Annotated in this window: 10 protein-coding genes and 1 pseudogene; 8 read left to right on the top strand and 3 right to left on the bottom strand. The window is 26.8% G+C overall.

All coding sequences use genetic code 11. The annotated features are described in order from the left end of the window. Positions 1–135: 135 nt before the first annotated feature. Genes HNP68_RS02260 through HNP68_RS02250 form a run of 3 tightly spaced genes read left to right on the top strand, consistent with a single transcriptional unit; the run spans position 136 to position 2,419 of the window. Positions 136–765, top strand: coding sequence for a hypothetical protein (locus HNP68_RS02260; RefSeq protein ID WP_183220026.1), 630 nt, complete (start codon positions 136–138; stop codon positions 763–765). Further along, positions 762–1,643: a DNA/RNA non-specific endonuclease gene (locus tag HNP68_RS02255; protein ID WP_183220024.1), complete on the top strand. Its 882-nt coding sequence runs from the start codon at positions 762–764 to the stop codon at positions 1,641–1,643. The genes HNP68_RS02260 and HNP68_RS02255 overlap by 4 nt, the downstream gene beginning before the upstream one ends. Continuing rightward, complete coding sequence (locus HNP68_RS02250; protein WP_183220022.1) at positions 1,640–2,419, top strand: hypothetical protein; 780 nt, start codon at positions 1,640–1,642, stop codon at positions 2,417–2,419. The genes HNP68_RS02255 and HNP68_RS02250 overlap by 4 nt, the downstream gene beginning before the upstream one ends. Here HNP68_RS02250 and HNP68_RS02245 read toward each other — a convergent pair. Continuing rightward, positions 2,407–3,027, bottom strand: a complete 621-nt coding sequence (locus HNP68_RS02245) for a diacylglycerol/polyprenol kinase family protein (protein ID WP_183220020.1) — start codon at positions 3,025–3,027, stop codon at positions 2,407–2,409. The genes HNP68_RS02250 and HNP68_RS02245 overlap by 13 nt on opposite strands. Positions 3,028–3,277: 250 nt before the next feature. Between HNP68_RS02245 and HNP68_RS02240 the strand changes: the two are divergent. The 5 genes and pseudogenes from HNP68_RS02240 (at position 3,278) to HNP68_RS02220 (ending at position 8,255) form a co-directional block, all read left to right on the top strand. After that, a pseudogene (locus HNP68_RS02240) lies at positions 3,278–4,134 on the top strand (protein-glutamate O-methyltransferase). A 32-nt stretch (positions 4,135–4,166) separates the two neighbouring features. Next, positions 4,167–5,294, top strand: a complete 1,128-nt coding sequence (locus HNP68_RS02235; RefSeq protein WP_183220016.1) for a chemotaxis protein CheB — start codon at positions 4,167–4,169, stop codon at positions 5,292–5,294. Positions 5,295–5,316: 22 nt separating this feature from the next. Beyond that, positions 5,317–6,531, top strand: a complete 1,215-nt coding sequence (locus HNP68_RS02230; RefSeq protein ID WP_183220014.1) for a TraB/GumN family protein — start codon at positions 5,317–5,319, stop codon at positions 6,529–6,531. Positions 6,532–6,571: 40 nt separating this feature from the next. Next, a complete protein-coding gene (locus tag HNP68_RS02225; protein WP_183220012.1) occupies positions 6,572–7,207 on the top strand; it encodes an adenylate kinase in 636 nt (211 codons plus the stop codon). Between the two features lie 22 nt (positions 7,208–7,229). Further along, on the top strand, positions 7,230–8,255 hold the full coding sequence (locus HNP68_RS02220) for a hypothetical protein (RefSeq protein ID WP_183220010.1): 1,026 nt from the start codon (positions 7,230–7,232) through the stop codon (positions 8,253–8,255). A 21-nt stretch (positions 8,256–8,276) separates the two neighbouring features. On the opposite strand, the gene HNP68_RS02215 is transcribed toward HNP68_RS02220, so the two are convergent. Both HNP68_RS02215 and HNP68_RS02210 read right to left on the bottom strand, forming a co-directional pair. Beyond that, positions 8,277–9,200: a GGDEF domain-containing response regulator gene (locus HNP68_RS02215; RefSeq protein ID WP_183220008.1), complete on the bottom strand. Its 924-nt coding sequence runs from the start codon at positions 9,198–9,200 to the stop codon at positions 8,277–8,279. Next, positions 9,184–13,689, bottom strand: a complete 4,506-nt coding sequence (locus tag HNP68_RS02210) for an ATP-binding protein (RefSeq protein WP_183220006.1) — start codon at positions 13,687–13,689, stop codon at positions 9,184–9,186. Before HNP68_RS02210 ends, HNP68_RS02215 begins: the two co-directional genes overlap by 17 nt. Positions 13,690–13,845: the final 156 nt, after the last annotated feature.

The raw sequence follows: 13,845 nt of genomic DNA, 5'->3' as shown, positions 1-13,845 counted from the left end.
TATACAATAAAACAGCATACTACAGACACCTAATATAAAAAATATTTTCACACTAAACAGGAGTATTGTCCTTGAATGCATACTATAATATTGAAAAGACAAAGCAATTTTTATATTATTTAAAATAATTTGTTTATGAAAAAACCTCCAAACATTTATATTCTTTTAATATTACTCACCACTTCCAATTTAAATGCACTTGCAAATGAAGAAGACAGTACTAATGAAACAAATAATCAATCCAAACAAAACTTCAATTTTTTTAGCCCGGAAAGAGGATTCACATATTCAACAGGAATTGGAATTGGAATTGGATTTTTTCTAAATTCAAATATAAAACATATTATTTTTAGACCTTATTACATATTCTCTAGCAATACTTTTGATTTTTTAATCGTTGCCATGATATTAACAAAGGAAAGCCTTAGTATCCCAAAAAAAATGCAATACTTTAACTCCTACATTGGAGGGGGAATAAACTGGCACATTGCAAACTTAATTAAAAAAACAAAATATTTTTCCTCTACTATTGGCATAGGTGGCCGTTTTTATTTATCTACAAACTTTATAGGGGACATTCAATTTTACGAAAAATTGCCTTATGTGTTAGAACCTTATATGTTTATTGAAATTTCTACGAAAAAAGCAATCCCTTTAATGGGATTAGATTTTAAAATTGATTTTTTATTTTTAGATACATTTAACATTTCTTTTAATTTCACTATTAGATATAATTTTAAGGAAGAAAATGGGATAGAAACATGAAAAAAGGGTCAAAATTTTTTCTTTACTGCTATGTTTTATGTTTAACAGGATTTTTATTTTTTTCCCTAAATCCAAAAGCCCTAAAGCAAATAAAAAACAAAATTTATGACTATTTAGAGATAATAGAAAATAAATACATTAACATTACAAAATCCATTCCAATAAAAGAATCCCAATTAATACCAAAAGGATACCTTACTACCCAAATAATAAGCAAAAAACACTATACCTTGGGATATGCCGAAAGCGCACGACAATCCGAATGGGCTGCTTATCCTCTTAAAAGAGAAATGGTAGAACTAGCATTAACTTTGTTAAAATCAAAAAAGATTAAACGTAGTCCCAAATTCTTTGAAGACACCAACATTAAAGGCATTTTTCCAAAACTTGAAGATTACTTTAAAAGCGGTTATGACAGAGGCCACATAGTAAGTTCTGCAGACATGTCTTTTTCTGAAAATGCCATGAAAGATACATATTTTTTATCAAATATGTCACCTCAAAAAAGCGAATTTAACTCTGGAATTTGGTTAAAACTTGAAAAATTAGTAAGAAAATGGGCAATCTCAAAAGGATATATATATATCATTAGTGCCGGAATTTTAACAGAAAATAAAGGATTTATTGGTAAAAGAAAAATTTTGATACCTAAAAATTTTTATAAAATAATACTAGCAATTAATAATAACAATTTTTTTGACATAATCTCTTTTATTATTCCAAATGAAAAAGCAAAAGATTTGGATTTAAAAAATTACATTGTTAATGTCGATTCAATTGAAAAAAAAACAAAGATAGATTTTTTTGAAAAACTTGATTCAAAGATTAAAAAAAGTATCAAAAAAATACAAAACACCCACTCTTGGAAGTTTGAATGAAATCAATATTTACAAAGTTAAATGCATCCATTAATCTCTTTCTCTTTATAATTTTTATTTTAGCAACACTAGTTATACTGATTTTCTCTTATAAAATAAAATATAACGAAAATTATCAAAATTATGTTCTAGAAATTTACAATAATAATTTTATAATACTGGTTAATAAATTCGCTATCTTTATTACTGGAATCATAGGCTCACTATGGTCATATATTAATTATAAAAGAACCAATAATATTCAATTTATATTTTTTTATTGCTTTATTAGTTCATATACATTAGAACCTATCTTGATTTCTGAAGACTTTTTTTTAAAAAATAACCTAAATTCAAGTTATTACTTATTTACAAAATTTATCCTTTTTGTAAATACTTTTTCATTATTAAATTTATTTTTCCTAAGTTTATATATATGCGATTTCAAAATAAAATCAATACATTATACAATTTACATTATTTTGACATTTGCCTGCATATATAGTTATTCAATGCCTATTAATTCGTACGAAAATAGTCAAGACTATGGCATTCTTAAAATCGAAAGCACAAAATTTTACATAGACGCATTTTTGTCGCTTATTTTAGTAAACTTTATAGTAGCATTTTTAAGAAAAAAAAACTTTGACTATTTTTTCCTTTTTGTTTCAATGCTTTTAATATTAAGTGGAATTTACTTGAATTTACTAAAAATACCTTATGCTTTTTTTCCAATCTCAATTGGTATACCAATCTACTTAAAAAAATCGGGAAAAATTTTCTTTTACTGGCTATAAAAAAAGAAAGTCAAAAAATAAGAAGAGGTTGAAACAACAAGTGGTAAAAACAAATTATCATAATTTTCAGCATCAAAAAGCTCTACCAATACTGCTAAAATCCCAAGAATTAAAGCTGCTGTTAAATAAGGGAAAAAATAATAATATGAAAAAAAAGTAACACAAAATACAACAAAGCTACCAGAAACCGTTTTGCCATTTACAAGCTTAAAAGAAGGAATTAACTTTCCAACAAGACTTGCAAATCCATCGCCAAGACATACCGAAAATATGCCAATATAATTAAAGGGGCCCATAACCAAACAATATGATGTCAATATACCTAAAAACAAAAGAACAGGTGGAAAAGATACTCTATTGGGTAATATTTCTCTTGATTTTAATATTATATTTGAAATATTTTTAAAGAAAAGTATTTTTTTTTTAGTAATTCTAAAAACTTCAGAACTTAAGTATAAAATCATAAAAAGTATATTAGAGACAAGTCCTATCCAAAAATTTATTCCATAAAAAACTAAAATTATCAAGCTAAAAATATGAAAAAATTTTCTAAAAATTTCATACTTAATATCTTCTCTAAAAATTGTTCTTTTAAATACATCAAACATTATTCAATCTTTTAAGTAGATATTAAATCATCATTTGCAAATATTTTTTTCAACACTCATTAAATAAATTCCTCATTTATTACTGCAAATAAATTAAAATAAACAAAAACCTTTTTATAAACCCATATCTTATAATAAAATTATTTATATTAATTTTACAATTTTTTCAAAAAAAATATTCTAATCTAGAGATTTATTATAAATAGGCAATACTTATTTATAAAGAGAATAATTAAGCAGGTTCCCAAAAATGCTAGAAATTGAAGATAAACTATTTTTAAAATTTTGCGACTTTATATATAACAATAGTGGAATGCGTTTTGATGAAAAAAACAAATTTATTCTTCAAAGCAGAATTAATGACGCGGTACGAGAACTTGATCTTGAAAATCCATCACAACTTTATAATTTAATAATTAATGAAAAATTAAAAAAAGAATATTTTTTGGATTTAGTCACAACTAATTTAACAAGATTTTTTAGAAATTCACTACACTTCCAAACTTTTGAAAAATTTGTAATTCCTAATTTAATTAAGATTAAAAACATAGAAAAAAAAAATAGAATTATTATCTGGTCTGCAGGATGCTCAACAGGAGAAGAGCCTTATTCATTAGCATTTGTGCTCAAATCAAAGCTTCCAAAAGAAATAGATTTTGTTATTATTGCTTCTGATTTAAGTTTAAAATCTTTGATGATAGCAAAAGAAGGATATTACTCAGCAAATAAATGTGAGAACATTCCTAAAGAATACCGACATTATATATATTCTCATTCAAAAGGATACAAAATTAAAAATGAAATTAAAAATCACATAAGATTTGATTATCATAATCTAAACTTTGAAAGCAATTTTTCACAAATTGATGTTATTTTTTGCAGAAATGTATTAATATACTTTGATGAAAAATCAAAAATTAAAGTACTTAAAAAATTTTACAATAACATGTCTAAACACGGCTATTTATTTATAGGACACTCAGAATCACTTTTTGGACTTAACCTTCCTTTTAAATTTCTAAAAACACCCTGGGCAATAATATATGAAAAAAAAATACTGGCTATCAAAAAAACAAATTTAAATTAAAAAATAAATATAAGTTATAATTTAACAAGAATTAAATAGGAAAAAAGTAACGGTGGAAACAAAAATTTCTGTACTTATCATAGAACACTTTGCTGTAAAGAGAAAACTTATATCGGACCTTATTAATTCATCTCCTAAGCTCCAAGTAATTGCAACTGCTTCCAATGGCAAATTCGCGACAAATAAACTAAAAAAACATAACCCCGAAGTAATATTAATGAATTTAGAAGAAAACAACATTAAAGATATTTTCTTTTTGGAGAAAAAAACCTATATAAATAAAACAATACCAATTGTAGTAACGTCTTCAAATCAAAATCTAATAAATATTGCTGCTTTAAAGGGCGCTGATGATCTTATATTAGTATCTAAAAATAAAAAATCACATGAAAACAAAAAAGAACAAATTATCAATTCTCTTTTGGCCCATGGATTTCTATCTATAAAAAATAAAATTATCTGCAATAAGAATACGGAAACAAAAAACTATAAAAGGGCTAATTTTTTTTTAAATCATAAAAATGACATTTTTTCATTAACTCAAATTGAAGGACATACAAAAGAAAAAGTATTGAATGAAAAAGAAATAAAAAAACTTAAACTGAGAAAATTTGACATAATAGCTATTGGAGTATCAGCAGGAGGACCAGTGGCCTTAAAATCAATATTACCAGAAATACCTGAAAGCTTTCCACCAATAATAATTGTTCAACATATGCCTAAAGGATTTACAGAAGAATTTGCAAAAAATCTTAATAATCTTTGCAAAATAAACGTAAAAGAAACTACCAACAAAGAAATATTAAAACAAGGTCATGCGTACATAAGCTCAGGCGGATATCATACAAAAATTAAAAAAATTGATGGTAACTACCAAATACAAACATTTGATGACAAGCATATCAATGGTCACAAACCATCTATCGGGGTATTATTTCAATCTATTGCAGAGACTGCAAAAGATAAAGCAATTGCCTTAATAATGACTGGAATGGGAAATGACGGATCAAGAGAAATTGGCGATATAAAAAAAGCTGGGGGACTAACTATTGCACAAGATAAAGAAAGTTCTATGGTTTTTGGAATGCCAAAAATAGCAATAAAAGAAAACAACATAGACTATATAGTTCCACTAAACCATATGGTAAAATTATTAAAAGCTATACTAATTAATAGCTAATTTTTTTAATAAGGAATATTTTTTGGATAACAAAAAAGAAAACATCGAGACAGAATACTGTTTTTCTCATGTAAGCAAATTTAATATACATAATAAAACAATATATATACTTGGAACTGCACACGTATCAAAAAAAAGCTCAGAAGATACTGCAAATTTAATAGAAATCTTAAAGCCGGACTATATTGCCGTTGAACTCGATGAAGCTCGCTACCATTCGATCTTAAACACCGATGAAAATGAAAAATGGAGAAACTTAGACATAGATAAAGCTTTAAAACAAGGCAAAGCCTTCTTTCTAATAATAAACATAATTCTTAGTAATTTTCAAAAAAAATTAGCAAAAGAACAGGGAATAACACCTGGTGAAGAAATGAAAACAGCTATTTTAAAAGCTAAAACACACAATATTCCACTAATTCTTGCTGATAGAAAAATTGAAACAACTCTAAAAAGAGCCTGGATATCTATTCCAATATTTGAAAAAGCAAAAATAATCTCAAGCCTTTTTTCCCTAACAGATACAAAAATCACAAAAGATGAAATTGAAAAACTCAAAGAACAGGATGCTCTTTCAAAAATAATGGAAGAACTTTCCAAAGAAATACCTAAAGTAAAAAAAGCTTTAATTGACGAAAGAGACGAATTTATTACAAACAAAATACTTGAAGGAAAAGGCACTATTCTTGCCATTGTAGGAGCAGGGCATGTAAACGGAATAATGACAACCTTAAAAGAAATAAGTCAAAATAAAAAAATAATAAACGTTGAAGAACTCGACAGAATACCTAAAAACCATTTTTCATTAAGTAAGATAATATCTTATTTAATTGCAATTTCAATCGTTTTACTAATAGTAAGCTCTTTTTACTTTAAAGGATTTGATTTTGCTTACAAAAATTTAAAACTTTGGGTAATATCTAACTCTCTCTTTTCAGGCATTGCATCCATTTTATTAAAATCTCATCCCTTAACAATTTTAACAGCTATCATGGGTTCTCCAATATTCTCCTTAATACCATTCATAGGAACAGGCATGGTAGCAGGACTTGTTGAAGCTTACATAAACAAACCAAAGGTCAAAGATTTTGAAAATCTACAAGAAGAATTATCAACAACAAAAGGATATTTCAAAAACAAAGTTACAAGAATTTTATTAATAGCACTTTTTGTAAACCTTGGATCTACAATTGGAACAATTGTAGGACTTAAATTTTTATTAAATGTTTTCAAATAAAAACCCTTAAAATAATAAATATCTCACAGGAGTTATATGTATGGGACTTGTTTTTTTAGGACCCCCAGGTTCTGGAAAAGGGACTATTTCAAAAATTATTTCTAACGAATTTAAATATCATCACATTTCAACAGGAGATTTATTTAGAGAAAATATTTCAAATATTACAACTCTTGGAAAAGAAATAAAAAAAATTGTTGAAAAGGGAGAACTGGTCCCAGACTTAATTACAATCAAAATTGTAGAAGATAAAATTAAAACTATTGAAAAGAACAAAAATTTTATTTTAGATGGATTTCCGCGCAATATTTGTCAAGCCAAAGCTCTTGACAATTTTTTGCCAAATGCAAAAATAATAAACTTTTTAATTAATAAAGAATTGGTAATAAAAAGACTCTCGGGAAGAAGAATTTGTAAATCTTGTAATAATATTTTCAATATATATACCCTAGCCACAAAAACCAATGGCATTTGCGACTTTTGCGGAGGAAATCTTTACCAACGAGAAGATGATAAAGAAGAATGCCTAAAAACAAGGCTTAAAGAATATGAATTACAAACAAAACCATTAATAGAATTTTACTCAAAATGCTCTAGACTTAATAATGTTGATGCATCTGCTAAAATTGATGAAATCAGGGAAAAAATAATTAAAATAATGTTAAAAAAAAATTAAATGGAAAAGGTGTTCAAAATAAATGTTAAAAAAAATTTGCTTTTGCTTGCTTTTCTTGCAAGCAAAAATAATTCTTGCCCAAGATCAACAGGACCTAGAACTAAATGATAAATATTTTTACTTTAATTTTCAATCTGCTTATTATCCTCCCCACGAGCTGGGAACAAATGGAAGCAACTTTTCACAAAGCTTTAAACATCCCAACTTCCAAAATATTGAACCAAGTTTAAAAATTCCAGACAATTATTGGGGAGGAATAAAATTAATATCATACATAGGATACTATAAAAATTTTAAAGTCTTAAACAATCCTGATTCCATATTTTTTAAAAACAATGGCATAAACATTGACCTAAATATCGGATTGTCTCCTGTAAGTATATCACTTAAAAGCATGCTAAGCTTTACTCCTATTGCTTTTTTAAATTTATATGCATCAAATGAAATTGGCATGGGCTGGGAAGCTTTTGGATTTAAAGGAATTGGCGTGCATACTGGAAATGGTAAATATTCAAATACTATTGAATTTTATTCAGAAATAACAACAGGAGCACGACTCCAATTTGATTTAAACGCCATTTTTCAAGGAGAATGGACACATATTATTACAGTTGTTGGCAATGATTTTATATACTTAATTAATCCTCATGCAAAAACGGGTCAACTTTGGAAATATAAAGCAGACGATGGTAAAAATATAAATGGCATGCTAATAAAGCCTTATGCTCTTTTAGCTTATAAAATGCCAATACCTCTTAACACCATAGGACTACTTTATGAAGGAAAAACACAAATCGGCAAAGAAAGAAGCATAAGCTCATGGAAAAATAAAGGCTGGGGAAGTGACATTTTTTATCACAATATTTCTATTATTGCTAATTTTGAAATTATCAAACCCTTAACAATTGGTCTTCAACTAAAATTATCTACAAATCCCACATACACAAATAACACCGCTGGACTGGCTGATATTTCAAAAAGAATAGCAACTGGCAATTCTTACTTCTATTACGATTCTATTGGAATCTCTATAACTTATAAATACTAAAATTTAATAAATATAAATTTTTTAATATCTAAACTGATTCCTTCCCGAAACTTTAGCCTCATAAAGCTTGCTGTCAGCAAGCTTTATGATATTGGTAAAATTGTTGTCAATAGGAATTTCTTGAGCAAGCCCTATTGAAACAGTCACAATGCTAGAAATGCTACTGTGTTCATGCACTATTCTTAAGCACTTTATATCATTAATCATTGTCTTAATAATGCCAATCATTTCATTTAGGCTCTTGTTAACAGAAAAAAAAATAAATTCTTCTCCTCCATACCGAGCAACATCTATTTTATACTTTAAAGAAACCTTATACAAGGCTTTAGCAATCAATTTAAGACATTCATCACCATTGGTGTGACCATAATTATCATTGTAATTTTTAAAATTATCAATATCCAACATTCCAACAATTATTATTTCCTTGTTTTCTAAAGCCTTCATCCACGACTTAGAAAATTTATCCATAAAAAATCTTCTGTTTGGTATCTGAGTAAGTCCATCAATTCTAGATAAGCTTTTAAAATAATCTCTTAGCCGTTTTAATTCAAGATGTGTCTTCACTCTAGCGTCAATTATTCGGCTATTAAAAGGTTTTAAAATATAATCTACCCCACCAACGTTAAATCCCTCGAGTTGAGCATCTGTAGAACTTCTTGAACTAATGAAAATTATAGGAATCTCCTTAGTATCAGGATCGTTTTTTAGCCTTCTACATACCTCATAGCCATTAATATCCGGAAGACCTATGTCAAGAAGTATAAGATCGGGACTATCTTTTTCAACTTGCCTTAAAGCATCAAGTCCATTTGTTGCAACCTCAACCTCATAAGAATCTTGCAATATATTTACCAATAAATCTAAATTGGTAGGAGAATCATCCACAATTAAAAGCTTCTGAGTCTCTACTCCAAAAGATTTATCTTTAATTATCATTTCCACTACTAATACTCTTATTATCGCCAAACTTTTCAATAATCTCTTTAAGAATCTTAGAGCTTTCAGAGAATCTATATAATCTTAAATTTCTGCGAAGATCACTAAATAATACCTGAATATTATCGTCTAAAACATACTTGTCAATGCTCTCAAGAATTTCTTTATATTCTCTTGGCTTTCTGGTTTTAATACCAATTAAAAGTTTATTGAGAAGGTCTAAAAATTGACCATTGTTTTTAAAGTATAGCTTATTATCACTAACAATCTCAGGCTCAAACAAAACCTTCTCCTTTATGTCGCTCATTAGCTGCAATAAATCATCTTTTACAAAAGAATACATTTTTTTTAACTCATAAATTGAATCTTTACTTGTTTCAATCTTTTTAAAATCTTTATACAATTCGCTACGCATATTAGAAAGAGCTCCAGATATTGAATGCGATATGTCCCTAATTAAGGACAAATTTCCATCATCAAAAGCTTTTTCTAAATCAATAATATTGATAGAAATAAAATCAATAAGTCCTCTACATAATTCAGAATATGATACATATGAAAGATTTAATTCTTTTAAAGCTCTATTAACATCTAAGTTGGGAAACTTAACAAGTTGATTCAAATCTTCATTCTCCAAAATATCATTAGCTTCAAGCTGTAAATATTTTTTTAATATAATTTTAATTGAACTTATGTGTATTGGTTTTGATATATAATCATCCATACCGCTTGCAAAACATTTGTCTTTATAATCTTGCAAAGCATGCGCTGTTACAGCAACCAAAACACATGGCTTTAAATTTTTCGACTTTTCAAATTTTCTAATTTCTTTAGCTACTGAAAATCCATCATATCTTGGCATTCGTATATCAATAAAAGAGATAGCATATTTTTTCTCTTTTAAAGATTTCAAAGCCTTTACTCCATCATCTACAATATCAATAGAATTTTCGCTAATACCTATTAAAACAAGAATGTCTTTTAATACTTTTTGATTTACTTGATTGTCCTCAGCTATTAACACATTAATTGGTTCTTTTATCTTAAAAGAACTATCTATTGGAACCAAATCTTCAAAATCCATTTCTGCTTTAAACTCTTTTCTAGAAAGAACAGAGGCTATACCAAGCCCCATTAAAGGCTTTTTAACATACATATATTTTAAATTTTTTAAAGCTTTATTATCTAAATAATAAAATAAAAAAATAATTTTTACATCAGGGCTTAGTCTTTCAATATTATTAGCAAATCGAATACTCTCTTGAATATTATCGTTATTTACATTTACACAAACAAAATTATAAAAAGAGTATTCTTTAAATAATCTGTAAGCATCTTCAAAAGACGCTACATAATGCAAATTAGAAGAATAGCCCAACAAAGTCGAACAGTGTTCAAAAATTTTAATAGATCTTTGACTCAAGAGCACATTCAACACTTTATTATTACTATTTATTGATTGAAATCTATTGATTGACAAACCTTTACTTTTAAGCTCCCCGCCCAATAAAAAAGGTAACATAAATGAAAAAGTTGTACCCTCTCCCACCTCACTATCAACAGAAATGCCAAGACCACCCATTAATCTTACAAGCTCTCTAGATATTGATAATCCCAATCCTGCACCCTCATGAACTCTTGAAGAAGAATCATCCTCTTGTTTAAATATTTCAAATATTTTAGAAAAATTTTCTCTTTTAATTCCTTTACCCGTATCTATTACTTTAAATTCAATTGTAACTAATACTCTATTATCATCAGTTCTTGTTCTACATACTTCTTCATAGTTTAAGACAATAACACCATCATCTGTAAATTTAAAAGCATTTCCTATTAAATTAATTAGAACTTGTTTAATTTTTACAATATCGCCTTTTATATAATTCTTTAAAATAGATTTAGAATAAGAGAATAAATCAATATTTTTCTTTGCGCATTGAGATTGAAAAGTTCTTAAAACCATTTCCATTTCACTCTCTAAATCAATCTCATGACTCTCAACATGTAATTCATTAACATCTATTTGGGACAAATATAGTATATCGTCAATCAAAGAAAGCAAAGAATCGGATGAATAATTTATCATCCTAACATAGTCCTTCTGAACATCTGTAAGAATAGTTGTATCTAAAAGCTCAGTAGCCGCCATTATTCCATTAATAGGCGTACGAATATCATGGCTGATGTTAGCTATAAAAATAGTTTTAGCGGTATTAGCAGATTCTGCAATCTTTTTTTCATTCATTACAAAAGAATATTTTCTTTTCTGCTCAAATGATAACTTGAACAGAAAAATTATCACAAATACTAAAAAAGTAAAATAAAATATAATGACTGTTAACACCAAAAATTCAAAGTTTTTAAACCTACTGCCTTTGGATTTATAATAAATATCAAATTTCCAATCATTTAAATACCTTTGCCCATCAATATTCGAGCGCATAACAACTTTTTGAATAATTTCTTTCAAGATATAATCTTGATTATAAATAGCAAGACTCAAATCAAAAACCAAATTTCTAAAAGTAGGAAGTTTTTCAACATCGACAACATTTAATTCTTCAAAAACAGCAGCAGCTGTATACTCATCGCTAATAATACCATCTATACTTCCTTTATAGAGAAGAAGTAGGGCTTCTTTAAAACTACTTGTCAAAATAAGCTTTGATTTAATCTTAGAAGCCAAATTTTTACTATATAAAAAGTCAAGTACAGCAAATCTCCCTAAAGATCTAGATGGAAGTACCCTTTTTTTATTTGAGAAAATATAAAGTGGAATCCGAGAATTTAATTTTATATTGAAAACATTACTCAAATTTGAACCAATTGCATTAGTATTTAACATATCAACTTTCCCAGATTTAATTAAATTTTCAAGATTTAGGCTACTATGTGCTTCAATTATTTTAAATTCCAAACCAGAAAACATTCTAATCTTATCAAGCAAAAACTGATTTATTCCTTTATAACTATTTGCTTCAACATAATCTATTGGATACCAATTTTTAACAGCAAGATTTAATTTATTATTTTTTAATAACCAAATTTTTTCTTCTACATTAAATTTAACCTTATTCATGATTTTATAACTATTCATGCGAGAACTATTAATCTCTTCTTTATCCAGCCAATTTTTATCTATTTGAAGCAAAGATTCAAATGAAATATCATCAAATATAGAATTAAGAATGTATTTAATAACCTTATAAACCCTGTTATCAATAGCTAATACTAAAAACCTATTTTTATTAAAAATAGAATCGTAAGATTTTAATTTACCGTTATATCCATTTAATTTTAATAAATATTTTGTCGTTATTGAATTTTCTATAAATCCATATGAATTATTAACAATATCTATAAAGTTATTAACAATATCTTGATCCTTATTTAATCGAATATTATTAAAATCAAAATCAATAAACTGAGAATTTATTGAACCAGTGCTATTGCTTAAGTCTTTAGAATAAAATTTAAAATTAAGAGGGTATATTGGCTTACTTATTACATAATTAACATTTTCAAAAACACTATCATTACTAATAATTCCTCCAAAAATGCCTACTGCCTTTCCATCTAATGATTTCTTAATATCCTCTTTAGGAAATCCCTTAAAAATAGGTTTAAAGATATGCTGTCTTGAAATAAGATTCCACAAATCTACTAAAATGCCAGACAATTTTCCCTTTGAATTAATAAAACTCAAAGGGGGATAATCATTATATAAACCAACATCAATAAAATTTCCCTTAGCAGTACTGTCTAAAAAAGAAACAACATATTCATCAGGCATTTTCATCAAATATGAAAACAAATCTAAATTCAAATTCTTTATTATCTCGGGGGCATTTTTACTAATAGCCACTCTATTTTTGATACTATAAAATACATCTCCATTAAAAATAGCAAGATCTTCACCTAAAAAAAACTTTGCAGCATAATCTAAAGTCTTACAATCACCATATATATAATCAACTTTATCATTTTTTAAAGCTAATAATAGCTCTTGGGCATTATCAACTAAAAAAATGTTGTTGGCACCTCTTAGTCTTAAAATATCTTCATATATTGTATTTTTAAGAACTCCTATATTAAAATTGGATAAAAATGTTGAATGGGTATTTTTATATTTTTTATTAGAGCTTTTATAAAACAAAATTGCAATACTCCTAGCAATCTCGCCTTTAAAATAAAATAAATCATTTAATTTTGAATTATAAGTCAATCCTAAATATATTGCTTCGTCTTCAATTTTACTTTCATTTAAATGATCAACAGGCTCAACTTTAATATCAACATTATTATCTTTTGCCCATTTATCTAAAATAGAAAAAATAAGTCCCTCATATTCTCCTTTATTATTTTTATGATAAAAAGGAAAGTATTGGCCTACAAGCTTAAATTTGAAAATATCCTTAGAAAATAAATTAACATTGACAAAGCAAACTAAAAGTAAAATTAAAAAATTAGTACTCAAAAAATTTGCTTTTTTCATGTTATTTTAAAATTTCCTTATTAAAATACAATACTACTAATGCGTAAAAATAAGTATACACAATAAATTTAAGGTTTGAAGTACAAAATAAAAACCCTGGCAATAACTTACTCTCCCGCGAACTCGCAGTACCATCAGCGAATAAGAGCTTAACTT

This window comes from Borreliella yangtzensis (genome assembly GCF_014201775.1).
Lineage (GTDB): Bacteria > Spirochaetota > Spirochaetia > Borreliales > Borreliaceae > Borreliella > Borreliella yangtzensis.
This window is presented reverse-complemented; position numbering and strand designations above follow the sequence as displayed.

What these genes read in the sequence shown, in the direction of transcription:
- HNP68_RS02225 (WP_183220012.1), top strand. Translation starts at nt 6,572, where the DNA reads ATGGGACTTGTTTTTTTAGGACCCCCAGGTTCTGGAAAAGGGACTATT.
- HNP68_RS02245 (WP_183220020.1), bottom strand. Translation starts at nt 3,027, where the DNA reads ATGTTTGATGTATTTAAAAGAACAATTTTTAGAGAAGATATTAAGTAT.
- HNP68_RS02220 (WP_183220010.1), top strand. Translation starts at nt 7,230, where the DNA reads ATGTTAAAAAAAATTTGCTTTTGCTTGCTTTTCTTGCAAGCAAAAATA.
- HNP68_RS02255 (WP_183220024.1), top strand. Translation starts at nt 762, where the DNA reads ATGAAAAAAGGGTCAAAATTTTTTCTTTACTGCTATGTTTTATGTTTA.
- HNP68_RS02260 (WP_183220026.1), top strand. Translation starts at nt 136, where the DNA reads ATGAAAAAACCTCCAAACATTTATATTCTTTTAATATTACTCACCACT.
- HNP68_RS02210 (WP_183220006.1), bottom strand. Translation starts at nt 13,689, where the DNA reads ATGAAAAAAGCAAATTTTTTGAGTACTAATTTTTTAATTTTACTTTTA.
- HNP68_RS02250 (WP_183220022.1), top strand. Translation starts at nt 1,640, where the DNA reads ATGAAATCAATATTTACAAAGTTAAATGCATCCATTAATCTCTTTCTC.